The sequence below is a fragment of the Pseudoalteromonas sp. SG43-8 genome, from assembly GCF_014164245.1.
In the GTDB taxonomy this organism is placed as follows: Bacteria; Pseudomonadota; Gammaproteobacteria; order Enterobacterales; family Alteromonadaceae; genus Pseudoalteromonas; species Pseudoalteromonas distincta.
The window spans coordinates 91,430-116,775 of sequence record NZ_JACJEX010000008.1 but is presented as its reverse complement, the minus strand read 5'-3'; the positions used below and the strand labels follow the sequence as shown (position 1 = coordinate 116,775).

The following is a 25,346-nucleotide window of genomic DNA, read 5'->3' as shown; positions in this document are numbered from 1 at the left end:
GCGCCAAAGCGCTGGTGAGGTTTGGAATTTACCATGAGTGAATTTAAAAACATTTTACAGCTAGATAAACAAAGCCAAGCGGCTATGTTAGCTGATGCTAATGGTTTGCTAGCGAATATGAGCGCAGAACAGCGTGTTGCATGGGCGCTTGATAACTTGCCTAATACGGCTTTTTTATCATCTAGCTTTGGTATTCAAGCGGCAGTAATGCTGCATTTAATGACCTCACAACGTCCAGATATTCCCGTTGTATTAACCGATACAGGCTATTTATTTCCTGAAACGTATCAGTTTATTGAACAAATGAGTGAGCGTTTATCACTTAACTTAAAGGTGTATAGAGCGCAGCTAAGCTCAGCATGGCAAGAAGCTAAGTTTGGCAAGTTGTGGGAGCAAGGCGAGGACGGCATTAAGCAATATAACCAGCTTAATAAAGTTGAGCCGATGACCCGCGCACTTAAAGAGATCGAAGCGGGCACGTGGTTTAGTGGTTTGCGTCGCGATCAATCATCTACACGTGCTGATAAACAGTTTGTAGAAATAAGCCGTGGTACCGTTAAAGTGTACCCGATTATTGAATGGTCTAACCGCGACGTGTATCAGTACCTGACTAAGCATGATTTACCTTACCACCCATTATGGGAACAAGGTTATGTGTCGATGGGTGACGTACATACAACACGTAAGTTAGAACCAGGAATGACAGAGGAAGAAACTCGCTTTTTTGGTTTAAACCGAGAATGTGGACTACACATGGATGGTGACGGTATTTAACGTCACTACGATGTAGTTAAATCGCAAATAAAAACGCAGCTTCGGCTGCGTTTTTATTTTCTTTTATTCGGGTACAAAAAATTGCCTAATTAAGTATTTTTTATTAGACTCAAGGCATTAAAGGATTAATTAAAGCAGGAACGCTATGAAATACTTTACCTACTTAGCTATATCAATCATGGCTATTGCAGTCATCTCTTTGTTTTATTTAAAAAAGCCCGATGGTCAAACATGGCTTTCTGCATCATCAATTAGCAGTGAATCTCAGCAAATTAAAGAAAAAATGGTCGCGCTATCTAGCAATACTTTGGACCAAGCAGTGTTGGGCGTTAAGCAAGCTGGCGATAAAATTGCGAGCAGTATTTCTGATGAACCAATTGCTGCAAATGCTACCTCAAGTGGTAAAATTTTTAAGTGGCAAGACGAAACAGGCCAATGGCACTTTTCTGATACACCTAACCCACATGCAAAAAGTATTGAAGTAAAACTCGATCCTAAAGATATTACTGTTATTGCTGCAGAAGACACGTCTATTTTAAATACCTCTTCAACTCCAAACACAACGTCGGCTGCACCAGAGGGGATCAGTATTTTGAACCCAGATTCGGTTAAAAAGCTATTTAATGACGCCGAAAACGTAAAAGACAAACTAGAAAAACGTAATAAAGAAATTAATAATTTAAGTGCACTTTAATTATTTAGAGTGAGTGCTTTTATGGTTTTTTAAATAACGTTTTTCGGCTTCCATCAATAATACTGTTAAATATATTTTAGTGGGAAGCGACAGCAGCACGCCTACAGCAATGCATGCCGCCGCTATAATTATTCCTTTAATACCATGCTCGACGGTAAAGTAGTTCGACACAATTAACGTATGGCCAGTCACGATAAGGCACAACCCAAGCACTATTGATGTTTTAAGCAGCCTAATTATCATTATTTGCGACATAGTTACCTCACTAAGAGTAAGCTTATTGTAGACAGGCTTTAAATACTTGGCATTGATTTAAGACAACAAACAGTACAAAAAAAGCCCAGCTTATTACTAAACTGGGCTTTTAAATGTATTAACTACTGTCTTTGTTAGTCGAGCATATTACGCAGTACATATTGTAAAATGCCGCCGTGTTTGTAGTAATCCCACTCTTTAGGGGTATCAATACGTACGTCTGCACTCAAGGTTACTTTTTTACCTTCGGCATTTGTAGCAATAACGGTGACTTCATCGGTTTTATCGTACAGGCCATCAATATCGAATTGTTCTTGCCCTGTTAACCCGTGTGACTCGTAGCTTTCACCTTCTTTAAATTGCAGAGGTAGTACACCCATACCAATTAAGTTAGAGCGATGAATACGTTCGTAGCTTTGTGCTACAACGGCTTTAACGCCTAATAAAAGTGAGCCTTTAGCAGCCCAGTCACGAGATGAACCCGTGCCATATTCTTTGCCCGCTAAAATAATGAGTGGAGTATTATTTTTTTGATACTCCATTGCTGCATCATAAATGCTCTCTAGCGTATCGCCAGGCTGAGTACGTGTTACGCCGCCTTCAGTACCAGGAGCTAGTAAGTTTTTAAGACGCACATTAGCGAACGTTCCACGCATCATTACTTCGTGATTACCACGGCGTGAGCCGTACGAGTTAAATTGCGCTTTATCTACACCTTTCTCTTGCAAGTATAAACCTGCTGGCGCTTCTGCTTTAATAGCACCCGCTGGAGAAATATGGTCAGTGGTTACTGAATCTCCAAGTTTAGCTAAACAACGTGCACCTTCAATAGAAGGAATGCCCGGTGGTTCTACTTTCATACCATCAAAAAAGGGTGCTTTTTTAATGTAGGTAGATGCATCATCCCAATCGTAAAGTTTGCCATCCGGTATTTTAATTTGCTGCCAACGGCTATCGCCTTCGTAAACGTTAGCGTAGCTTTTTTCAAACATTTCCTTAGTTACGGTTTCTTTAACTAAGTCACTTACTTCTTTAACGCTTGGCCAAATGTTTTTAAGGTAAATATCGTTACCGTTAGCATCTTGCGCAAGGGGTTCGTTGTATACGTCAATATCGGTTCTGCCTGCAATGGCATAGGCTACAACAAGTGGAGGAGAGGCTAAAAAGTTCATTTTAACATCTTGGTGAATACGCCCTTCAAAGTTACGGTTACCCGATAAAATAGAGCTCACTACTAATTTATGCTTTTGAATCGCGTCTGATATTTCAGTTGCAAGAGGCCCTGAGTTACCAATACAGGTAGTACAGCCGTAGCCAACTAAGTTAAAACCTAAGCTTTCTAAGTCATCCATTAAGCCTGCTTTTTCTAGGTAGTCGGTAACTACCTTAGAGCCTGGTGCAAGTGATGTTTTAACCCAAGGTTTTACATTAATGCCTAACTGTTTCGCTTTTTTAGCAACCAAACCAGCAGCTAAAATAACACTTGGATTAGAGGTGTTGGTACAGCTGGTAATCGCGGCAATAACACAAGCGCCATCGTTTAGCTCAAACTCTTGGCCTTTAAATTTAACCTTAGCGGCACCCATAAACTGCGCTTCGTTAACTGGCTCATCTGGATTTGTTGTCGGTCCTTCACTCTCAATACGAGCTTGTTCTTCATCGCTTTTATCACGACGAGCCATACGTTCGTCTTGGAAGCCTTTTAAATGATCGCTAATAACTTTGCCAGCTTCGTTTAAGGCAATTCTATCTTGTGGGCGCTTAGGGCCTGCAAGGCTTGGTACAACGTCATCTAATTTAAGCTCAAGTGTATCGGTATAATTAGCTTCGTCGCCATCGTTACGCCATAAGCCTTGATGCTTAGCGTAATCTTCAATTACTTTTAAGTGTTTTTCGTCGCGGTTTGTTAAGCGAAGGTAGTTAATGGTCTCATCATCAATTGGAAAAATACCACACGTAGCGCCGTATTCTGGTGCCATATTGGCTATGGTTGCTCTATCGGCAAGTGGTAGGTCGGCAAGGCCGTCACCATAAAATTCTACAAATTTACCCACTACGCCATGATTACGCAGTATTTCGGTTACTGTTAACACTAAATCGGTTGCGGTAGTACCTTCAGGTAAACGTCCGCTTAGCTTCATACCTACTACTTGTGGAATGAGTAAACTTATTGGCTGACCAAGCATGGCTGCTTCAGCTTCAATGCCGCCTACACCCCAGCCAAGCACACCTAAGCCATTAATCATGGTGGTGTGAGAGTCAGTCCCTACAAGCGTATCTGGGTAAGCGAATTTTTTTCCGTCGCGCTCTTCATTAAAAACAACGCGCGCTAAGTATTCTAGGTTTACTTGGTGAACAATGCCGGTTGCTGGTGGCACTACTTTTAAATTATCAAAAGCGGTTTGTCCCCAACGTAAAAACTCGTAACGTTCTTTATTTCGGTCGTACTCAAGTTTTGCATTTAAATCAAATGCACCATCATTTCCGTAGCCATCTACTTGCACCGAATGGTCAATCACAAGTTCAGCAGGCGATAACGGGTTTATTTTTGCAGGATCTCCACCTAGCTTTTCCATTGCGTCACGCATCGCGGCTAAATCTACAATAGCGGGTACGCCGGTAAAATCTTGCATAACAACACGGGCGGGAGTAAAGGCAACTTCAGATGCAGGCTTTGCTTGAGGATCCCAATTAAGAAGGGCTTGAATGTCTTGTTCTTTTATATTTACGCCATCTTCGTTACGAAGAAGGTTTTCAAGTAGTACTTTTAAGGAAAAGGGCAATCGTTTCGCTTTGTCGCCAAGTCCTTTTAGAGAATGAATATGATATTGCTCACCATTTATTGTGAGCTGATGTTGGGTATCGAAACTATTATTCATTATTTGCCCCTTTATGAATTATAAAAATGTTTTGAAGAGTGACCTCTGTAGTGTTCGAGTTGCAAAGTACATACCAGTGTAAAAAATCGCGTTTAGAGAACGAATTTTATACAGTTATTATAGTAGAGATGATGCTGAAAAATTTAATTTCAAGAGATGATTTAAAAGAAGAGATAGGGTCAAAAGTTATTTCGACCCTTATTAATACCAATTTTATTAAAAACATGATCATTTTATCGTATTAAATAGCGCACTCACTGCGTTAAAAATTATTCATATAGAACAACTATGTGTCGTAATTTTCGCCTTGTTATTACGCTATTTTCTTAGCGCTATAATAGATCACTAATTTAATGCAATTGGTATAATTACCGTAACCAGCCCTGCTGCTTACCTTTAATACTCAAGCAAAGTAAAGCGATGGCAATAATGATTACAAAAATAGGCATAAATACCGCACTTGCGCCAAGTAGCTCAATACTATTTATGACCACAAAATTATAATATTGCTGAATTAAAATAGCGCCGAGCGATAGCGCAAAAGTAGGTGTTGCCAGCGCGTTTTTAGCAAGTAAAAACAGACAACCCAAAGTGCTTCCAAATACGGCTACAGCAAATGCAATGGTTGACCAAAGAGGGATGTCAGAGTAGGCAGCTTGTTGATCTAACGGAAGTTTACCTATCATTTCGGGTGTCATCATCATGTGCATAGCAAAAGCAATAACGCCAAGTAAATTCCATACGAGTGCCGCCCATACAACGGGTTTAAACCAATTTTTAGGTGTGTTTACAGACATTTTATAACCTTGTTTTTATTATTAATTAGGTTATTAAAGAGTAAAAAGGCCAACTATACAAGTTGGCCTTTTTATATAAAAAGAGTGCTTTTAAATGCTTAACCAAATGAAATAGGACGACGACCTGTTTTATCATCTACTTTTGGTTTTTTAGTTCGCTTACGCTTACTTTTAGCTGGTTGATTTGTTGGTTGTGGTGCAGCTTGCTTTGACTCTGCTTGAGTTTGTACCGCAGGTTTTTCTGCAGGGATTGCATCTTCACTTAGTGAGAGTTTAAAAAACTCACCATCAAACTCTAGTACATCACCACTGTATAATTTTTTCCGTTTAATTGTACAAATTTCATGGTTAACACCCACATAGCCTTCAGTAATTAGGTTTTTAGCTTGGCCGCCACCTTCAACTAAGTTTAGTACTTTTAATAATTTACAGAGCTCAATCGGCTCTTCTTCTAATTCTATTTCTATGTATTCTTCGTTCATATTTGCTCTCGGTGGGGTAACGCACAAGCTGTAGTATAAAGGCTTGCAGCTATTTTTGCACCAAAGCAAGTAACTTTAGCTAATTGTAATAGGGAAATAAGGACGAAAGTTTTTATGTATTTTATCTGTCTTTAAAAAAACTGAAGCAATTGAAGAGTAATCTTTGCAGCAGTTAATTTTACGTATGGCCTGCTAATTGCTAAAACCTTGGCGGAATAAATATTTTTCATTAAATGGAGTAGGAAATGGGCGTAAGATTAGCAATGAAAAAAGAGCTAATGGGATTAGATAATTCAGGTATGTTAACTGCTGACGATGTTAGAGAGCACCTTGCTAATTCTGTAAAAAAGCAAGCTGATCAAGATGAGCGCGGTTTTTCTGTAATTTCAAAATTCAATGATACCCATAGCCGTTTAGTTAGTGGTGATGCCACGAGAAAAACAAAACTTGAATTTGAACGTCATCGTTTATTTAAAGAAGTTTTATATACTCGCAAAAGTGTTGATGCTTGGTTAGATAGCCAAACAAATTAAATTGCTATAAATAGTTACCTTTAATAGACTACAATTGTAATCAAAAAGGGGTAACTATGAAAAATGGAATTTTAATATGTGTGTTGGCATTACTATTAGCTGCGTGCCAACAGCCTACCGTGTATGTATTTAGTGAAAACTTGCAAGATGAACAGCGCAACCAGCTCGATGCTGCGCTAAAAGCACAATCGCTCCCTTATGAATATGTAGAGCTGGCAATCCCACCTGATTTTGGTGAAGCCACATTACTCTTATCAAGTGATAAGGTTTATCCTAAAGAAACTGAGCAACTTGCGGCTATAATGCAAGAGCTAGGTTACAAGCCACAAGTTAACTACACGACTCGTTCAAATCACTTTTATGGTGATGGCAATATAGGCTTTTATTTAAAGAATATAGTGGCGGGTACTACCTTTGTTATGCCTAAAAAGTTACGAACAACTCAATGCAGCGAAGAGAAGTACAATGATTTACTTGTCACATTTACAGATAAATATGCTGACTTTAGTTTACCCAGTGGCGCTGTTGTAAGGTTAGGTTGGGAGTTTTTATACGGTTACGTTGTTATTTATTATAAAACCTATTCGCAAACATATCGTCATTCACAGCCGTTTGTAAATACCCCCTTTGGTGCCAAGCCCTCAGATACTTACACTTTTACTGCGCACGTTAATAAGCCCAGTTGGCTTGATTGCTCATTGCAAATTGTTTATATGGATTGAACTAACCGTGAGTTTCTATATGCTCGCTTAATTTGGCAATGCGCAGGCTCATACCTTCAATAATTCGGTCTTTAATTTTTTCGCGGATAACATTAGGTAAGCGGGTGAGTGCTTCAGGGGTAATGGCAAGTACTATGGTGTCGGTTTTAGCGCGAGCACTGGTGCTGCGTTCTCGGTTATTTATAAAGGCACCTTCACCTATAAATTCACCGGGCTCAATAGTGCCAAGTTCTAGCAAGTGGTTATGCTTAAATACTAATAATGCGCCGCTAAGTACAATGTACAAGCGCTTGTCATTATCGTATTGCTTAAATAAAAATTGATGCTGACTTACTAAATATAACAGGCCGAACGACTCCAATAAGACTTGGCGCTCGCTGAGCGTAAATTCTTTAAAAAAGTGCAGCCTGTTTATAATTTCCATTTGTTTGAATAATGGAATATGTTCGATTAGCTTCATCAATAACCAAATGTGTTAAAAGCGTTTAATCAGCTAATATTGCGCTCTTTTAATTTTCGGGTCAACGTGTTGCGTCCCCAACCAATTTTTATGGCTGCATCTTGCTTATGACCAGAGCAATTAGCCAGCGCCGTTTTTATTAAGCGAGTTTCTAGTTGAGCTTGAATGTCAGGCCAAATATTTTCTTTGCCTTGCTTTAGCTCTTGATTAAGCCATTGCTGAAACGCGTCTAACCAATCACCTTCTTCTTGGGTTGGTGTAGCATCTAGAATCTCCGGCGGTAAATCTTGCTCGCTTACAAGTTCGCCCGGTGCCATAACTGTTAGCCAGCGACACGTGTTTTCTAATTGGCGTACATTGCCAGGCCAATTAAATAAGCGTAATTGATCAGTCGCTTTAGGGCTCAGTACCTTGCTTTCTACTTGTAGCTCTTTAGCGCTTTTATGTAAAAAGTGTTGCGATAAGCTTTCTATATCTTCAGTACGCTCTCGAAGAGCGGGTAAACGTAGGCGTACTACATTTAGACGATGAAATAAATCATCCCTAAACTTGCCCTGTTTAACTAAATCTTCAAGGTTTTGGTGCGTAGCTGCAATAATACGCACATCTACTTTTATACTTTGATGGCCACCAACGCGATAAAACTCACCATCGGCAAGTACGCGTAATAAACGTGTTTGCACATCAAGTGGCATATCACCAATTTCATCTAAAAATAGTGTACCGCCATTGGCTTGCTCAAAGCGGCCTTTACGTACGCTATCGGCGCCTGTAAACGCGCCTTTTTCGTGGCCAAATAACTCTGACTCAACAAGCTCTTTTGGAATGGCCGCCATGTTAAGTGCAATAAATTGATTTTCTTTACGTGGGCTATGATTGTGTAGGGCGCTGGCGACAAGTTCTTTACCTGTGCCAGATTCGCCATTTATTAATACGCTCATGCTAGAGGCCGATAGTTTACCTATCGCTCTAAACACTTCTTGCATAGCGGGTGCTTCACCAATTATGTGCGCACTTTTTGGTGGTGTTTGCTTTCGCTTAGTTTTTTTAGTGGAGTTTGCTCTGCATGCGCTTTCGACTAGCGCCACTGCTTCGTTTAAATCAAACGGCTTAGCTAGGTATTCAAAAGCACCTTTTTGAAATGCATTAACTGCAGAGTCCAAATCTGAGTGAGCAGTCATTATAATAACTGGCAGCCCAGGGTTTTGCTCTGCAATAAGTTCAAGCAAAGCCATACCGTCCATACCAGGCATTCGTACGTCCGAAACTAAAACAGTAGGTTGACTAAACTTTAATGCGCTCAATACATCTTGCGCATTAGCAAAGCTTTCTGCGTTAAACCCTGCACGGGTTAGTGCTTTTTCAAGTACAAATCGAATAGAAGCATCATCATCTACAAGCCAAACTGTTTTCATGCAAACTCCAAACATTAATCTGCAAAGGGCAGATAGATATTAAATTCAGTATGTCCAGGCCAGCTATCACACTCTATATAGCCATTATGTTGATCTATCAGCGTTTGCGCTATTGAGAGTCCTAACCCTGAGCCATCTTCTTTATTGGTGATCATAGGGTAGAACAGTGTTTCACGTACACTGGGATCAATACCTGGTCCGTTATCAGATATTTGGATCAACAAGGCTTTTTTAGGTGCTTTACCTGGGCGACGATGTTGATGATTAATGCGGGTTTTTATTGTTATTTCACCGCCATCTACAAGCGCCTGCTGAGCATTTCGAACAATGTTTAATACTACTTGCTGAATTTTACCTTGATCAATGTATACATCAGGAATACTTGGGTCGTAATCCTTAACCAAGCTAATGTTAGAACAATTATCTAACGTACTTAGTCGTGCAACCGATTCAAGTGATTGATGTATATTGCCATACGATTTTTGCGGAAGCTGATTTGGCCCCAAAAGCCTATCTACTAATTCGCGTAATCGGTCGGCTTGCTCAATGATAAGTTCAGCACATTGATCTCTTTCTTGTTGATCAACCTCATACTGCAATAACTGCGCCGCTCCGCGAATTCCACCTAAAGGATTTTTAATTTCGTGAGCTAAACCTCTAATTAGATTTCGGGCTGCTTGATATTGATGCATTTGATTAGACGCTTGGTCGTGCTTAATTTCGTCATCGGTTTGGCGCCACTCAAATAAAATATAAAGTGAGCCATCAAACTTAATTTGTCGTGTACTTACGGCTACTTTTGCATGGCGAGAATCGCTAAAAACCACGTCAGCTCTGTGCTGCTGGCAATCTACACCTTCAACTAATGAGTATTGTTCTATACGCTGCAAATCGATTGAATGGTAATTAAAAAGACTATCAAAAGGCTGATCTAATAGGCGCTTGTTACCAAGGCCAAGCAGTTCGCTAGTACTGGTATTGGCATAGACAACGGTGAAGTTTTTATCAAGCAACATGATAGCGGTTGTTTGATTTTGCCAAATAGCATCGAGTAGCTCAGGGCTAAAGTTTTTATTATTAATCATAGCTGCACCATTTTAGTGCGTGAATATTTACAAGCAAGTTATATAGTAAAATACACTGCTGCACGTTTAGTAATGCCCCAATTTAGTTACTTAGGTTTAGCCCTTTTCGGTGCATAAAAAATATGCAGGGCTCACTTATAGCAATAACTTGGTTTTTACTATTCAAAAGCTTTAATTGTAGTGTGTGCTCACCACGTTCTACATCTCTTATTGCAAAGGTTGAACTGTCACTGGCTGGGCCATGTGCTTTGCCATCAATAAAAAGTTGTATAGTAAAACCAGTTTCAAAGCGTGGTTTTATTCGGCTAGTAACATAAACAGTGCCGGTATTTTCACGAATAGTCTGGTTATGATCAGGTGAGGAAATGGCAATACTAAAGGCCGCTTGTTGGGGCTGGGGTTGCTCGTCAAAAATGTCAGTATTTGTTGCAGGCATATTAAGATCTTGGCTGGTAAGCTTTACCTCTTTAGCACCTTTATGAGGGGTGTCAGAGAACACTAATACGCCATTTTTATCTTTCCAAGCGTATATCTTTGTTTCACCAGCGTAACCATAATTGCTTAATCCTAAAGCAATTAATAGTAATAAAATCTTGATGTTCACTCTGCAGCCCTGCATTTTTGTCGGTAACTTAACTTTAGTGGAGATTGATTAATTTTACCATTAAAAAAGCCCGCAAAGCGGGCTTGAGAACACACATATTTTATACAGCTAAATTAACAGCTGTAGTACATTTCAAACTCAACTGGGTGAGTTGTCATGTTAAGCTTTTCAACTTCTTTAGATTTAAGTTCGATGTAAGCATCGATTAAGTCGTCAGTGAATACACCACCTTGAGTTAAGAATTCACGGTCTGCGCTAAGTGCAGATAGTGCTTCGTCAAGTGATGCTGCAACAGTTGGGATTTCTGCTGCTTCTTCAGCTGGTAAGTCATATAAATCTTTATCCATAGCATCGCCAGGGTGGATCTTGTTTTTGATACCATCAAGGCCAGCCATAAGCATTGCTGAGAAAGCAAGGTATGGGTTAGCAGTTGGATCTGGGAAGCGTACTTCAATACGACGACCTTTTTCAGATGGAACCACTGGGATACGAATTGATGCAGAACGGTTACGTGCAGAGTATGCAAGCATAACTGGTGCTTCAAAACCTGGTACTAAACGTTTGTACGAGTTAGTAGAGGCATTTGCAAAAGCGTTAATTGCTTTAGCATGCTTGATGATACCGCCAATGTAGTAAAGCGCATCTTCAGAAAGGCCGCCGTACTTATCACCAGCAAAAAGGTTTACACCATCTTTAGCAAGTGACTGGTGACAATGCATACCAGAACCGTTATCACCAACAACTGGCTTAGGCATAAACGTTGCTGTTTTACCGTATAAGTGAGCCATGTTATGGATAACATATTTCATTTCTTGGATTTCATCCGCTTTTAATACCATTGTATTAAAGCGAGTAGCAATCTCGTTTTGACCTGCTGTTGCAACTTCGTGGTGATGTGCTTCTACTACTTGGCCCATTTCTTCTAGAACTAGACACGTAGCTGAACGCCAATCTTGGAAGTCATCAACAGGAGCAACTGGGAAGTAACCGCCTTTAATACCTGGACGGTGACCTGTGTTGCCATCTGCATACTCTTTATCTGAGTTCCAAGCAGCTTGCTTAGAATCAATTTTGTACATAGAACCAGACATATCTGATTTGTATTTAACGTCGTCAAATACGAAAAACTCTGGCTCAGGGCCAAATAAAACTGTATCTGCAATACCTGTAGAGCGCATGTAATCTTCAGCACGCTTAGCAACAGAACGCGGGTCGCGCTCATAACCTTGAAGCGTTGAAGGCTCTACTACGTCACAACGTACGATTAATGTTGATTCTTCAGTGAAAGGGTCTAGTTTGATTGATTCAGCAACTGGCATTAATACCATGTCTGATTCGTTTATGCCTTTCCAGCCTGCAATTGAAGAACCGTCAAACATTTTACCGTCTTCAAAAAAGTCTTCATCAACTTGGTGATGAGGAATAGATACATGTTGTTCTTTACCCTTAGTGTCAGTAAAGCGTAAATCAATGAACTTAACGTCATTTTCTTTAATAAAATCTAAAACCGATTGTGACATGTGTCCTCCAACTATTGGGTTTTGTTATTGCTGCATAATTGCTTTGGGATTTACTAAGCTGATTTTGTGCCATTTTTATAACTAGCTGTTTATAAATTAAAAAAATATCGTTGCATCAAAATGGAATGTACAAACGCACTATATTGGTGCGTAAATTTTCCTTTTTGGTGCAAAATTTACAGGGCACAATTTGCTGCTAATTTAATCGCTCGGAAATAGCATAACCTAAATGCAAAAGAGTACCAAAAAGATCAGCAAAATAGCCAAAAAGGCTGTTTTTCAAAAAAAATTTGAAATTTAATTCATATAATTGTCATATATAAAACAGATACTTAGTAAAAGTATTGAGAAAGTTTTGAAATTTATATTGGATAAACTTTCATCCATGTCATTAATGAGGGATAATATGCGCCCTTTTAAATCCTATGCTGGGACATCTCGCGAAAGCGTGGATGAGTGCGTAGATCTTGCAGGATCAATGAGAATTTAATTTCTCTGAGTAAATATATGAGCATCGAACAGTTAAGAAATATAGCGATTATCGCGCACGTTGACCATGGTAAAACAACACTGGTTGACAAACTACTTGAGCAATCAGGTACATTAGAAACACGCGGCGGTAACGAAGAGCGCGTGATGGACTCAAACGACATTGAGAAAGAACGTGGTATTACCATTTTGGCTAAAAACACAGCCATTTCTTGGAATGACTACCATATCAATATCGTAGATACCCCGGGACACGCCGATTTCGGTGGTGAAGTTGAACGCGTACTTTCGATGGCTGACTCAGTATTATTACTTGTTGATGCTCAAGAAGGTCCAATGCCGCAAACGCGTTTCGTTACGCAAAAAGCATTCGCGCAAGGCTTAAAGCCAATCGTCGTTATCAATAAAATTGATAAGCCAGGCGCTCGTCCAGATTGGGTTATGGATCAAATCTTTGATTTATTCGACAACCTTGGCGCGACTGACGAACAGTTAGACTTTAAAGTAATCTACGCTTCAGCAATCAACGGTTGGGCAACACTAGATTTAGACGAACCATCAGACAACATGGAACCTATGTTCAAGATGATCGTTGAAGAAGTATCACCACCGGATGCAGATCCTGAAGGTGACTTCCAAATGCAAATTTCTCAACTAGATTACAACTCTTATGTTGGTGTAGTTGGTATTGGTCGTATTAAACGTGGTTCTGTTGCTCCTAACCAACAAGTTACTATTATCAGTGCTGATGGCACTACACGTAATGGTAAAATTGGTGCAGTACAAAGCTACCTAGGTCTTGAGCGTATCGAAACTGATAGAGCTTACGCTGGTAACATCGTAACTGTAACAGGTATTGGTGAGCTTAAGATTTCTGATACAGTTTGTTTCCCAGGAAACGTTGAAGCATTACCACCACTAAGTGTTGATGAGCCAACTGTAACAATGACATTCTCTGTAAATAACTCACCTTTCTGTGGTAAAGAAGGTAAGTTTGTAACGTCACGTAATATCCGTGAGCGTTTAGACAAAGAATTAGTACACAACGTAGCACTTCGCGTTGAAGATACTGCAAGCCCAGATAGCTTCCGTGTTTCTGGTCGTGGTGAATTACACCTAGGTATCTTAATCGAAAACATGCGTCGTGAAGGTTACGAGCTTTCAGTTTCTCGTCCAGAAGTTATCTTACGTACTGTAGATGGCGTTCTAGAAGAACCGTTTGAAACAGTGACTATTGACTGTCAAGAAGAGCATCAAGGTTCTGTTATGGAACAAGTTGGCCTACGTAAAGGTGAACTTACTAACATGACTCCAGATGGCAAAGGCCGTATGCGTTTAGACTTCATGATCCCAAGCCGTGGTTTAATTGGTTTCCAAACTGATTTCATGACGCTTACTTCGGGTTCTGGTCTTATGTACCATACGTTCGATCATTATGGTCCTCATAAAGGTGGCGCTATCGGTGTTCGTAAGAACGGCGTAATGATTGCAAACGCAACTGGTAAAGCACTTACTAACGCATTATTCAACTTACAAGAGCGCGGCCGTTTATTCATCGGTCACGGTGTTGAAGTATACGAAGGTATGGTTATCGGTATTCATAACCGTGATAACGACCTTACAGTTAACGCCCTTAAAGGCAAGCAGTTAACTAACGTACGTGCATCTGGTACTGATGAAGCGCAAACGCTTTCTCCGCACCTTAACTACTCACTTGAGCAAGCACTTGAGTTCATCGATGATGACGAGCTAGTTGAAGTTACTCCACTAAACATTCGTATCCGTAAGAAACACCTTACAGAAAACGAACGTAAACGTGCGGGTCGTGCACCTAAGTCATAATCTATTAATTTAGAATAATGATTTTAAAAGCCGCTGTATTGCAAAATACAGCGGCTTTTTTGTGGATGAAAATAAGAGCTGTTAGCTATAGTCGTCAGTTGAAAGTATTTAGTTCAAAATTATATGACTACTGTTTTGAGATGAAATTTCCATAATATATTTACCTCTAAAAGCGCAGCGCCTCTTAACCTCTTTGTGAATAATTTACTTAAAGATCTTTTGCACAAGGAGAAGGGAATGAGAAGAGAAAGAGAAAGCTGAAACAGCCGATAATGCAAAGTATCTGTGTATGTTGGGTCTCGCTTCGCTCAACCCAACATACATGTTCAATTATTTTATTGGTAGTAACTTACTTTTTAGGAAGTAAGGTTATTTTGCCAAATACGTCGGCATCTATAAAACCACGATTTCTGTCGCCATTTACTGGTTGTACTTCATGTGAGCCCATAAAGTGCTCGCGCACGTCACTGCCATCGTTATCGCAATACGCTAACATAAACCCGATTATTTGCTTTTCGCTAAGTGTAAGTGGCGTGTTTTTAGCCCCTTCTTTATAATCATTAGGGTAGAGTTTTATTGCTACTTCCCAGGTAATGTTAAAGGGCGCGGTGGTGTTGCGCTTCCAGTTACTAACTAGGTGGTCAGTATACAAATGAGCTTTTTTATCAGGTCCGTAATCGGCAGCTTGGTTATCAAGGCCAATATGGTACGCCAAAGCGGTGTGATTAAATTGATGATTACCGCCCGATGCATCGCTATCAATAAATACTTCAAGCGCATCGTCATCCCAATATTTATAGGTTGGATCAGCGTGTGTATCTATTAAAACGTCATCCACAATATCGGCTTGTAGGTATAAATAGTTTTGATCCCACAATAAGCGATAACGCCCTTTAAAGTCGGCATCGTTTGATGGCAGTGTGCCATCCATTAGATAAGGCATGTCGTGCCAAGCGGCTTTATCCCATGCGCTTTCTGATACGCCATCAATAGTAATTGGAGTTGATGTATGTTCAACATCAATAGCCATTGCTGGCGTGCTTAATAAAAAGCTTAAGGCGAGTGCTAATTTCTTCATTAATCTCTCAATTTTATTGTCGATTTGTCTTAATGTAATAACAATCTTAAAACAGCTAAGTAAATAGTTACAGTGAAATACTCTCGCCTTCGTTTAAAATATACAGCGGTACTTTTGAATCCATTTTATTGTACATATGCAATAAGCGAAGTAAGGCTGAATGACTGCTGTGGTCGCCCATTTTCCAACTTGAGTTACCGTATCCCCACGGTATCATTACTTTACAATTAAGCTCTTGTGCTGCGTTGAGCGCGTCTTCAGGTGTGGTGTGCACGTAACGGTACCAGTTAGGATCGTCTTTACTGTAGTAAGAAGCGATTGGCATTAAGCAAATATCGATATCGCCGTATTTTTGCTGTATGTCTTTAAAATGTTTTGAGTAGCCTGTATCGCCTGCAAAAAATAAAGTGCTACCGTTTTGTTCAAGTAACCAGCCATTCCATAGGTCTTTATCGTGATCTTCGTAAATAAAGGGCACTAATACGCGAGCGCTAAAATGATGAGCTGGCACGGCGTTAATAACTAAGTCGTCAATGTTGGTTGTTGAGTACCACGGCATTTCGGTAATATTAAAACCGCCGGCAGGGAAGTTATCGGCCATCCCGAGTGGTGTTAAATAGCGAGGTTTATTGCCAATACTTTGTATGTCGGCTTTATTAAAATGATCGTAATGAATATGCGAATACATTACCGCATCAATATTTTCGAGTTCTTGCTCACTAGGCCAAGCGCCTGCTTTACGATAAATACCACCGCTGAGTTTAAAGCCAAGTGCGACTGGAGAATCAAACTGATTTTTTACCAGATCAAACAGCACACTTTGACCATTTGGAGTGTTAATAACAAAACTAGCGTGGCCAAGCCAGCGTACGGTATAGCCAGTGCTAAGTTGTGGTTTAGTTTGCAGACCTTGGTACTGGCAGTTTTCGCTGCCGGTTTTGCATAGTAAGTCTGGGTGAGCTGGGTAGCAGTTTTCAGTACAGGTAGTGGGATATGTTTTTTCACCTGTGTATAAATTTTTATAACGGCCGTTCTTATCATTAATAACAACAACTGAGTCAGAGCTGGTAATACGATTAATATTATTAGGTGCACCGCAGGCCGTTAATATACATAAGAGCATTGCTGCGATTAAAAAGCGTTTCATTGTAAATCCCTTTTAGTATTCCCTTTAACATAAAAAAGCCTGCAATTAAGCAGGCTTGTTAAAGTAACAAATGATTAGCCAGCGCTATTCATTTGTTCAATAAATTTATTTGAATCGGCAATCGATTTGTTCATGTCGTTCATCAACAATTGAATATCGCGCTTAAGGTTAGTGAATTCACCTTTAATAGCCGATACCGCTTGTGCATTTAAGTTATGCTTTAAGTATAAAACGTTATCATGAAGCGAGGTTAATACTGGCTCCATTTTACTCTCTGCGCTGCGCATTGAGCGTAATAACTGATCAAATTGACGCTTAGTCGCGGTTAGCTTTTTGCTGCTTTCACGCTTAAGTGACGCGCTCTTGTATTGCTCTAACTCATCGCTCCACTCATCAAATAGCGCTTCTGCCACGTCTTCTACTTTATTGATGTTAGTTGACACTTCGTTAGCGGCATTTAAGCTCGACTCGTAATCGTCGTTTAACTGATTATAAGTGTCTTGTAGTTCGCCACCATTAAAATCGATTAGAGTCGTTAAGCGCTCTAGTGCCGATTTAAATTCTTCTTGTGACTCTTGTTGCGAGTCTTTGGTTTCTTCTACGCGGTCAATAAGAATATCGCGTTTGTGAACACCCACTTTTTCCATCGCAGAATAATAAGCTGATTGGCAGCCAGTTAAAGTAAGTGTTACTACAAGCATTGAAACACTGAGTAATGTTTGTTTTTTCATTTGAATTCCTGTTTACGAGCGTTAGTGCTGTAAATTATGGCGCTGATTGTTATTATAATCAAAACTAAATAAGCACAAGTCAATTGTATGAATGATAAGCTCTCACATTACAAACAGCAAGTTAAGTCCTTTATACGCCAGCAGCCTGGTTGGTGGATGCAGTATTTTAATCGTTGTATAGACGATCAAATAACGGTTAATGCAGGTTACCTTGCTTACGTAACCCTTCTTTCATTAGTGCCATTAATTGCGGTGGGTGTTGCTATATTTTCAGCTTTTCCGGGCTTTGAATCTACTCGCATGGAAATTGAGAGCTTTTTGTTTACCAACTTTGTCCCTACCTCTACCGATGTTATTAGAGAGCACATTAGCTCCTTTGCCGGTAACGCTAATCAAATGACGGCGGTAGGTATTGGCTTTTTAGCTGCAATAGCCTTGCTGTTAATACGTAATGTAGATGCCACACTAAATCGAATTTGGCGAATTAAGAAAAAACGCCCGATGATGATCTCATTTGCTGTGTATTGGATGGTTTTGAGCTTAGGGCCTGTATTACTCGGAGCGAGTATTGGGGTTACCTCTTATATTGTATCTTTGGTATCGTTTGCTGATCAGGGTATTCCTGGGTTTAGCGGGTTTTTGTTAAAGTTATTGCCGTATGGGATTTCGATGGTGGGCTTTATTATGCTCTACACCTTAGTGCCTAATACGCGTGTATCTTTCAGAGCAGCAATACCTGGCGCTTTTTTTGCGGCACTTTTATTTGAGCTGACTAAAAAAGGGTTTGCACTTTATATTAGCCATTTTCCTTCGTACGAAGTTATTTACGGGGCAGTCGCAACCATTCCTATTTTGTTTGTATGGGTGTATTTGTCGTGGGTAGTTGTTTTGCTTGGCGCTGAATTTACTGCGTGTATTAGCCCAAATGATATTCCAGAAACACCAGAACTTGAACTAGAAGATGATGAACCAGCAGTAAAGGACACAGTTTAAATGCAAGGTTTAATACAACGCGTAAAGCATGCCAAAGTAGAGATTAACAACCAAGTCGTAGGCGAAATTAGCCAAGGTATATTGTTGTTGCTGGGCGTTGAAAAGCACGACGATACGCAAACGGCCGATAAGCTTTTACACAAGGTAAGTAATTATCGTATTTTTACTGACGAAAACGACAAAATGAACTTAAGCCTTAAAGATATTAAAGGTGAGTTACTGGTGGTTTCGCAATTTACGCTAGCGGCTGATACTAAAAAGGGTATGCGCCCTAGCTTTTCATCTGCGGCAACGCCAAGCCAAGCTAATGAGCTTTACGAGTACTTTGTTGCTCAAGCTAAAGAGTTGGGGCTTACAATAGCCACCGGTGAGTTTGGTGCCGATATGCAAGTAAGCTTGTGTAACGATGGGCCCGTAACGTTTAACTTATCTGTTTAAACTTTTTGGTTACCACGACAATATGATTTACATAGCCCGTAATTTTTTGCGGGCTAATGTTACAACCAAATACATCGAGTAATAGCTGTTGAAGTTGTTTTAATTGCGACTCATGCTGCGATAAAAAGTTAATAAATAGCACACCGTTGTTATTTAAAGCCGAGTAAATTTTTTTATAAAATGCCTCTTCAAATAAAAATCGAGGTGCATCTATCTGGCTAAACAAATCTAAAATAATCCAATCAATATTTTGCGCACTTTTTAAAATCTGTTGCGCATCGGCGCAAAGCAGTTGCTCATTTTTATTTGACGAAAAAAATTGGGTATAGCAATCAATAATATCGGCGTTTTTTTCAACCGATGTTATTTGTGCTTTAGGGTATTTGTGTTGTAAATAATTACGAATTGCTCCGCCGCCGAGGCCGAGTTCTAACACTTTTTGTGGCGGCTTAAGAGCCTGCCAATGCTTACCTAGGCATAATAAATGTGGAAAAAGTAATAAATCCGGGTTATTTAAATCAATAACAGATTGAAGAGTGTCGTTAATCAGTAACCAGCGTAACGGCTCGTGCTCACGTACTTGAATGTGATCGCCACTGCATTTATGCCAATAGATTAACTGACCAATACTATGGCTATTTTCAATAAATTGATCGCCCAGCAAACCCGTCAGTGAATTTATATAATTGATTTTTTCCATCATATTCTCAGCATAAACTAGCAACGTTAAAGCGCAATGGCCTTTGCCATTATTTTTTACGTTATTTTACAGCCATCACCAAAGTCGTATTTGCAGTTTTTTTAAGATGGAGTATGGTATTTGCCATCAATAATACCAACGGACTTAATTATTTAAGCTTTTTAGTTTGGTAGATAATCAATACTATTAGTATAGCGCCGTAGCCTTTTTTGACTTTTATTTACGGCTTATATAACAACAGGAGTATGTATGTTTCAGGTAAGCACCCCACAAAGTAGCGAAGATTGGCAAGCGTATTACCAGTTGCGTTGGCAGGTATTACGCGCGCCTTGGGGCGAGCCACGTGGCTCTGAACAAGACGATATGGAACAAGACTCTGAGCACCGCTTTATAAAAAATAAAGAAGGCGAAGTGCTAGGTGTAGCACGTTTGCACTTTAACAATCATGAGCAAGCACAAGTGCGCTATATGGCGGTTGCAGAGGGTAATCGTAACCAGCATATTGGTAGTCGCTTACTGCACGAGCTTGAAAAAATTGCATGGGTTCAAAACGCAGGTGAGCTTGTATTGTTTGCACGCGAACGAGCGCTTGAATTTTATAAACGCCACGGTTACGAATTAAAAGAAAAAGCGCACTTAGCGTATGGCGATGTTCAACACTTTAAAATGGTAAAGCAAAAACCGTCTGAGCCAGGTTGGTTTCGTCACCCTAATTGGACGCAAGTACTACAAAATACGTGGCGTGAGTCTATTCCAATTAGTGACGCGATGGGTATTAAGGTAGAAAGCTATACTGATTGGCAATTTACAACCAGCGCTGACCTAGACGCTAACTTAAACCTACATAACACTATGTTTGCAGGTTCTATTTATAGCTTGGCCACGCTAACAGGTTGGGGGGCTACGTACTTAGCACTTAAAGAAGCTGGGCTTGAAGGTAATATTGTATTAGCCGATGCTAACATTAAGTACTTAAAACCGCTTACTACCGACCCACGTGGTTGTGTTGATATACAAACCTGTAAGGGCAAGTTAAGCGATTTAGAAACCGACGGTAAAGCAAGTTACGTAGTGCCTGTAACTATTTACGATGGTGATAACGTGGTTGCCGAATTTGAAGGGCAGTTTGTAGTAAAAAAATAACTCTTTAGCTGTTCAAAACACAAAAAAGCCAAGCGATGCTTGGCTTTTTTGTGTGTAAAACTTAGGGAAGTATTACAGCAAATCGGTTAATAATATACCGACACCAATACGTTCTACATCCGCATTGTAATCAATTAAGCTTTCGCCATAACCGTTAAAGTATTGTGCATAACCACGAACGCGACCCCATAAAGGAAACGACCAGTCGAGTTGAATTGCACCACGATTATCTGAATTTAAATTGTTACGCGTCATAAAGCTAAATTCATGGTCATGAAAACGATACGCGCCGCTAAATTCGAAGTAACCCATGTATTTGTATATGTCTGGGTTGTCGTCGCCATTGGCTTCTAAAATATCTTCTTTTTCGTCCTCAGCTATTCGGTACCAAGGTTTAAAGCTAAAAACAAAGCCTCTGTTTTCCCAAATGAAGTCTGCGTAAATACGGTTCCACGAACGTGAGTTTGGTTGGCTTCGACCATTTGATTGATGCGAAATACCTAATGCGATTGCCATTTCGTCGCCCCATAATACGTTTTCTGGGTCGAGGTAATTTATCCAAAATATCTCTGGTTCGTAGTTGGTCTCACGAAATGGAGACGAAATTTCTGAGTTATAAATTTGCCAATATGATTGCAGTGTAAAGCCAAAAAATATGGCTTGGTCTTTATCCGAAAAATCATCGTAAAGAGGCACTTTTATCGATAGCTGATATTTGGCTTCTAGATTGTCGAGCGGTTCGCCGTCGTTATCATCTGTTAGTGCATCAAAACCATCAAAAGGGCGATCGTTTGGGTGTGATACGTACGAAAGCGGTAAAATATAGTTACGCTTATGTGGCGTAATTACATTTCTATTTTTTTTACCTACTTCTTCACGGGCTTGGCGTTTATCAAGCGCGGTAAGTTGTTTATTTTCTTCAAGAGCTGAACACTTTTTACGAAGATCGTCTAATGTCTGTTTACCATCTCCGCCAATTACCTCATTTAAAATACACTGTTTTACAAGCTCGATGTCGTTATCTTGCTCGTTTGTAGCAACTTCTTCTTGTGCGAAGGTAGCGGTACTAATTAAAGCAGAAAGAGTTATCCAGTGGCGCCAGCTCATTGTAATTCCTTGTGAGTTTGGGTTGTTGTATGCGTTAATTTAATTATAACGTCTTTTTACATATGTAACGGTGAACTTTTACTGAATTTGTATTTATAACAAGGTCTATACGTATACAAAGTAAGTATAGATCAAAAGAAAAGCGGCCTAAGCCGCTTTTCTAATGCAAATTAACTATTTTAGTTAATTTATACCAACTTTATTAAAAACATGATTATTCTAGCGTATTAAATAGCTCACTAACTACGTTAAAAATTATTTATATAGAACAACTATGTACCATAATTTTAGCCTTGTTATTAAGCTATTTCCTTATCGCTATAATAGATCACTAATTTAATGCAATTGGTATTACTCTCACGCAATGAGAAGGGTGAGCTAAAGCTCAAATATGTTAGTAAAAAACTTATAAAGCTCGGTACCTTGATTAACACTCGCTGAGGCGAAGTGCAAAATAGCAATTGCATCGCAATCAAGAGTAAGTGTTTGCAATGGTTGCTCACTTAAGTAGCGCTCCATGCGTAAAATATTGGCAATAGGCTCACCAGCTTTAATGTGCCCGCCAAGTGGGGCTAAGTATTCAACCATGCCGCCAATAGGGGCGTAGTAGGCAAAGTAGTCATCTAAATTACATGCATAACGGGTCATATTAGCTGGCGTATGCGGTGCGTTTTGTAATACGCCTTTGTGATTTAAGTAACTTAAAATGCTGTTTGCATCGTTTAATGCTTCTTTTAAGTCTATTTTTTCTTGGCTGCCTAGCTCTACAGTAAATGCTTCTACAGGTATTGATAATTCGCGACCTTGTCCGCTAAGTGCATCACTTAAATGCCACCATGGGCAAAAGTTAGCTTCATCCATAGCGCCGTCAAAATCACTAGGAATAAGCAGTACATGTTCAATATTAAAGTAACGTGCGCTGTCGGTTGCATAGCTTGGGCAGTACAGATGCTTGCTTGAAATAGGGCCTGTGTGTAAATCGAGTACTATATCAGCCTGATGAGCGAGCTTTTGTAAGTTAAGCGCAATGCGTTTACCCGTATTGAGTAAATAAGCAGGGCCGTTAAGTTTGCTGTCTACTTCGTCAATAAGTGCCTGTTTGAAGTTACTTTTTAATGTAGCGTCGTCATACTGAGTATGATTTTGTGCAAACTGTGCCACTAAATTTTTATTGTAGTGATACATGCGATTCCAATTAGTGCCCGTAATCGGATCGAACCTGCCAAGGGTAAACTCGCCAGATTTTTGATTACAACCAACCGGATTGGCATAAGGTACAAGGGTAATATCGCCACTAAGGTTAAGGTGTTTTAATTGCTCAAGCAGCTGAAAAATAACTGCGTTACCTTGCACTTCAGCGCCATGCATATTGGCCTGAATGTAAACATTTGGCCCTGTGCCATCGCCTTTTAAACGATACACAGGAATTGTAAGCGGTAAGCCGTTTGCAACTTCCCCTACTACAATGTTCTCTTGGCTAATGTGTGTTGTATTACTCATACTTGTTACCTTAAATAATGGCTGGCATTTTCGGCTTGGCGAACACAGGTAAGTGTACCGTTTTGCAAGGTGTACTCAGCAGCTAGCTCATGGCATAAAAAATACGGCATACTTTCGGTAAAGCCGTAAGCACCGCATTGGCTAAACACTAGCCAGTCGTGCTCATTTAAATCGCTTGGCAGGTTATGTTCACCTAAGCAATCAAGCGCTGTACAAAGTGGGCCATATAAAGTGACCGCTTGAGTTTTAGCACTGGATTCACGCAGTAACGCAGCAGGAAAGTCTTGGCTGGTAACAGCAGGGCGTAATAAGTGATTTATACCGCCGCTTAAAATTACTTGCTGTTGATTATAGTTTTGTTTGCGCTCTACTACTGGGTTTGCGTAATGACCGCATTCGCCCACGGCATAGCGACCAAGTTCCATCCATAATTCTTCTACACCCGCATCATTTTTAATTTTAGCTAGCGCAGCAATTAAGTCATCCCAATCAAGTGTTGCCTCGTTTTGTGTATAAGGAATACCTAAACCGCCACCTAAATCTAAAATTTTAAGGCTAATATTTAAATCGCTGGCAAGTTGGCTAAGAGGTGCAATCATTTGTGACCACAAGTCGCTTAGTTTTTGCGTGCTAAGCATGTTGCCCCACTGAAAAATATGCAGGCCGTCAAATTTAAGCGCAGGGTAGTCAGCTACATTGAGTGCTTGCCATTCATTACAACCCAAACCAAACGGCGTAAGGCTGTCGCCGCCCAGTGGGTTTTTTTCACCTTCAGGCCAACGTAATTGTACACGCAGTAATACTTGTAACTGCGTGTTTTGTAGTTGCGCTTGTTGGTTTAACCAACGTACTTGATTGAGGCTTTCTGCTACGAATATACGCACGCCGCGCTCAATAAAGTGTTTTATTTGTTTAGGGCTTTTTGCAGGCCCTGTGTTGAGCACGCGCTGCGAGCTAATACCTTGTGCTAGTACTTGCTCAAGCTCACCTTTACTTGCTACGTCAAAATTAAAGCCAGCACTGTCTAAGCTTTGAATAATTTTAGACAGTGGGTTTGCTTTTACCGCGTACCACAGTTTTACATCGGTTTGCGCAACTAAACGCGCAAGATGCGTGTTTAGTTGATCTAGGTCGTAAACAAAAAAAGGTGTATCAAGTTGTTGTGTAATAGTATTTACAGCAGTTTTGATAGGCGTGCTCAAAAAGCTCATTATCGTAAAACCTCTTCAAGCAATAACGATGCATCGCTTTTCTCGTCGCGGTATTTAACTATTAACGCACACGACATGCTTAGGCCTTGCTCGCGCGCCCACTCGTTAGACGCTGGGCGAGAGCCAGGTATTACAATGGCGTATTCTGGAATTGGCTCGTCTTTATCTAGTTGGCGCTCGTTTACGCAGTCGTATACCGGAATAGTTGCTGATAAACGCACACCAGGGGCAAGTACTGCGCCTTTTTTAATGACTACGCCTTCAACAATAATACAGCCTGCACCAATAAATGCATCATCTTCAACCACTACTGGGCTGGCACCAATTGGCTCAAGTACACCACCAAGCTGAACTGCAGCACTTAAATGTACGTTTTTACCTACTTGTGCACAAGAACCCACCAATGCGTGGCTATCTACCATTGTGCCTTCGTCGATATATGCACCAATGTTTACATACGCTGGTGGCATAATAATCGTACCTTTAGCAACATAAGCACCACGGCGAACACTTGAGCCACCTGGTACCATACGAACGCCATCATCAGTACTAAATACTTGCGGAGCTAGGTTATGTTTATCAACAAAGCCGCCTGCAAACTCAGTATTAGTGCCATTTTTAAAGGCTTCTAAAATGCCTTGTTTTACTTCTACGTTAGCTTGCCATTGGCCGCTTTCGTTTTGTGATGCTGCGCGTACTGCGCCCGATTCTAAATTATTTAATAGTTCTAACCAGCTCATTATAAAA

25 protein-coding genes are annotated in these 25,346 nt (G+C 40.2%); 8 read left to right on the top strand and 17 right to left on the bottom strand.

The annotated features are described in order from the left end of the window. The first annotated feature begins 33 nt into the window (after positions 1-33). Complete coding sequence (locus tag H5122_RS14735; protein WP_182682462.1) at positions 34-774, top strand: phosphoadenylyl-sulfate reductase; 741 nt, start codon at positions 34-36, stop codon at positions 772-774. A gap of 145 nt (positions 775-919) precedes the next feature. Continuing rightward, positions 920-1,468 (top strand): DUF4124 domain-containing protein, encoded by a 549-nt coding sequence (locus tag H5122_RS14730; RefSeq protein WP_182674039.1) that lies wholly within the window; start codon positions 920-922, stop codon positions 1,466-1,468. Here the strand turns inward: H5122_RS14730 and H5122_RS14725 are convergent, their stop codons facing one another. The 4 genes from H5122_RS14725 to H5122_RS14710 all read right to left on the bottom strand — a co-directional run bounded on the left by H5122_RS14725 (position 1,469) and on the right by H5122_RS14710 (position 5,881). Continuing rightward, positions 1,469-1,723, bottom strand: coding sequence for a hypothetical protein (locus tag H5122_RS14725; RefSeq protein ID WP_182682461.1), 255 nt, complete (start codon positions 1,721-1,723; stop codon positions 1,469-1,471). A gap of 134 nt (positions 1,724-1,857) precedes the next feature. Then, the gene (acnA, locus tag H5122_RS14720) at positions 1,858-4,602 is read right to left on the bottom strand and encodes an aconitate hydratase AcnA (protein WP_182682460.1); all 2,745 of its coding nucleotides are present in this window, start codon (positions 4,600-4,602) and stop codon (positions 1,858-1,860) included. 368 nt (positions 4,603-4,970) lie between these two features. Next, the gene (locus tag H5122_RS14715) at positions 4,971-5,399 is read right to left on the bottom strand and encodes a hypothetical protein (RefSeq protein WP_182682459.1); all 429 of its coding nucleotides are present in this window, start codon (positions 5,397-5,399) and stop codon (positions 4,971-4,973) included. Between the two features lie 98 nt (positions 5,400-5,497). Further along, positions 5,498-5,881 (bottom strand): RNA-binding S4 domain-containing protein, encoded by a 384-nt coding sequence (locus H5122_RS14710; RefSeq protein WP_002961114.1) that lies wholly within the window; start codon positions 5,879-5,881, stop codon positions 5,498-5,500. Positions 5,882-6,126: 245 nt separating this feature from the next. Here H5122_RS14710 and H5122_RS14705 point away from each other — a divergent pair, with 245 nt between their 5' ends. Both H5122_RS14705 and H5122_RS14700 read left to right on the top strand, forming a co-directional pair. Continuing rightward, positions 6,127-6,414 carry a hypothetical protein gene (locus H5122_RS14705; protein WP_007582180.1) on the top strand — a complete coding sequence of 96 codons (288 nt, stop codon included), beginning with the start codon at positions 6,127-6,129 and terminating at the stop codon, positions 6,412-6,414. A gap of 56 nt (positions 6,415-6,470) precedes the next feature. Continuing rightward, entirely contained in the window at positions 6,471-7,136 is a 666-nt protein-coding gene (locus tag H5122_RS14700) for a hypothetical protein (protein WP_182682458.1), read from the top strand. Between the two features lies 1 nt (position 7,137). Here H5122_RS14700 and H5122_RS14695 read toward each other — a convergent pair whose 3' ends face one another. The 5 genes from H5122_RS14695 to glnA form a co-directional block, all read right to left on the bottom strand. Continuing rightward, positions 7,138-7,596 carry a cyclic nucleotide-binding domain-containing protein gene (locus H5122_RS14695; RefSeq protein ID WP_002961116.1) on the bottom strand — a complete coding sequence of 153 codons (459 nt, stop codon included), beginning with the start codon at positions 7,594-7,596 and terminating at the stop codon, positions 7,138-7,140. Positions 7,597-7,625: 29 nt separating this feature from the next. After that, positions 7,626-9,011, bottom strand: coding sequence for a nitrogen regulation protein NR(I) (gene ntrC, locus H5122_RS14690; RefSeq protein ID WP_182682457.1), 1,386 nt, complete (start codon positions 9,009-9,011; stop codon positions 7,626-7,628). A 14-nt stretch (positions 9,012-9,025) separates the two neighbouring features. Continuing rightward, complete coding sequence (gene glnL, locus H5122_RS14685) at positions 9,026-10,096, bottom strand: nitrogen regulation protein NR(II) (protein WP_149594440.1); 1,071 nt, start codon at positions 10,094-10,096, stop codon at positions 9,026-9,028. 82 nt (positions 10,097-10,178) lie between these two features. Further along, complete coding sequence (locus H5122_RS14680) at positions 10,179-10,700, bottom strand: DUF4124 domain-containing protein (RefSeq protein WP_182682456.1); 522 nt, start codon at positions 10,698-10,700, stop codon at positions 10,179-10,181. A 113-nt stretch (positions 10,701-10,813) separates the two neighbouring features. After that, positions 10,814-12,220: a glutamate--ammonia ligase gene (gene glnA / locus H5122_RS14675; RefSeq protein ID WP_002961121.1), complete on the bottom strand. Its 1,407-nt coding sequence runs from the start codon at positions 12,218-12,220 to the stop codon at positions 10,814-10,816. A 507-nt stretch (positions 12,221-12,727) separates the two neighbouring features. On the opposite strand from glnA, the gene typA reads away from it, so the two are divergent. Beyond that, positions 12,728-14,551, top strand: coding sequence for a translational GTPase TypA (gene typA, locus H5122_RS14670; RefSeq protein ID WP_002961123.1), 1,824 nt, complete (start codon positions 12,728-12,730; stop codon positions 14,549-14,551). A gap of 349 nt (positions 14,552-14,900) precedes the next feature. Here the strand turns inward: typA and H5122_RS14665 are convergent, their stop codons facing one another. The 3 genes from H5122_RS14665 to H5122_RS14655 all read right to left on the bottom strand — a co-directional run bounded on the left by H5122_RS14665 (position 14,901) and on the right by H5122_RS14655 (position 17,507). Further along, the gene (locus H5122_RS14665; RefSeq protein WP_182671860.1) at positions 14,901-15,629 is read right to left on the bottom strand and encodes a CBM9 family sugar-binding protein; all 729 of its coding nucleotides are present in this window, start codon (positions 15,627-15,629) and stop codon (positions 14,901-14,903) included. Between the two features lie 67 nt (positions 15,630-15,696). Then, a complete protein-coding gene (locus H5122_RS14660) occupies positions 15,697-16,776 on the bottom strand; it encodes an MBL fold metallo-hydrolase (protein ID WP_182682455.1) in 1,080 nt (359 codons plus the stop codon). 74 nt (positions 16,777-16,850) lie between these two features. Next, positions 16,851-17,507, bottom strand: a complete 657-nt coding sequence (locus H5122_RS14655; RefSeq protein ID WP_002961128.1) for a DUF2959 domain-containing protein — start codon at positions 17,505-17,507, stop codon at positions 16,851-16,853. Between the two features lie 87 nt (positions 17,508-17,594). Here H5122_RS14655 and H5122_RS14650 point away from each other — a divergent pair, with 87 nt between their 5' ends. Together H5122_RS14650 and dtd are read left to right on the top strand one after the other, a co-directional pair. Beyond that, complete coding sequence (locus H5122_RS14650) at positions 17,595-18,500, top strand: virulence factor BrkB family protein (RefSeq protein ID WP_002961130.1); 906 nt, start codon at positions 17,595-17,597, stop codon at positions 18,498-18,500. Beyond that, positions 18,501-18,938, top strand: a complete 438-nt coding sequence (gene dtd, locus H5122_RS14645) for a D-aminoacyl-tRNA deacylase (protein WP_024597209.1) — start codon at positions 18,501-18,503, stop codon at positions 18,936-18,938. On the opposite strand, the gene H5122_RS14640 is transcribed toward dtd, so the two are convergent. Next, complete coding sequence (locus H5122_RS14640) at positions 18,922-19,641, bottom strand: spermidine synthase (RefSeq protein WP_182682454.1); 720 nt, start codon at positions 19,639-19,641, stop codon at positions 18,922-18,924. The genes dtd and H5122_RS14640 overlap by 17 nt on opposite strands. 246 nt (positions 19,642-19,887) lie before the next feature. On the opposite strand from H5122_RS14640, the gene H5122_RS14635 reads away from it, so the two are divergent. Next, entirely contained in the window at positions 19,888-20,781 is an 894-nt protein-coding gene (locus H5122_RS14635) for a bifunctional GNAT family N-acetyltransferase/hotdog fold thioesterase (RefSeq protein ID WP_002961136.1), read from the top strand. Between the two features lie 72 nt (positions 20,782-20,853). Here the strand turns inward: H5122_RS14635 and H5122_RS14630 are convergent, their stop codons facing one another. From H5122_RS14630 to H5122_RS14615, 4 genes are all read right to left on the bottom strand, one after another. Then, positions 20,854-21,888, bottom strand: a complete 1,035-nt coding sequence (locus tag H5122_RS14630) for a phospholipase A (RefSeq protein WP_002958796.1) — start codon at positions 21,886-21,888, stop codon at positions 20,854-20,856. A 378-nt stretch (positions 21,889-22,266) separates the two neighbouring features. After that, the gene (locus H5122_RS14625; RefSeq protein ID WP_182682453.1) at positions 22,267-23,388 is read right to left on the bottom strand and encodes a succinylglutamate desuccinylase/aspartoacylase family protein; all 1,122 of its coding nucleotides are present in this window, start codon (positions 23,386-23,388) and stop codon (positions 22,267-22,269) included. A 5-nt stretch (positions 23,389-23,393) separates the two neighbouring features. Further along, entirely contained in the window at positions 23,394-24,599 is a 1,206-nt protein-coding gene (locus tag H5122_RS14620) for a PLP-dependent decarboxylase (RefSeq protein WP_182682452.1), read from the bottom strand. Then, positions 24,599-25,339: a 2,3,4,5-tetrahydropyridine-2,6-dicarboxylate N-succinyltransferase gene (locus H5122_RS14615; protein WP_182682451.1), complete on the bottom strand. Its 741-nt coding sequence runs from the start codon at positions 25,337-25,339 to the stop codon at positions 24,599-24,601. Before H5122_RS14615 ends, H5122_RS14620 begins: the two co-directional genes overlap by 1 nt. Positions 25,340-25,346: the final 7 nt, after the last annotated feature.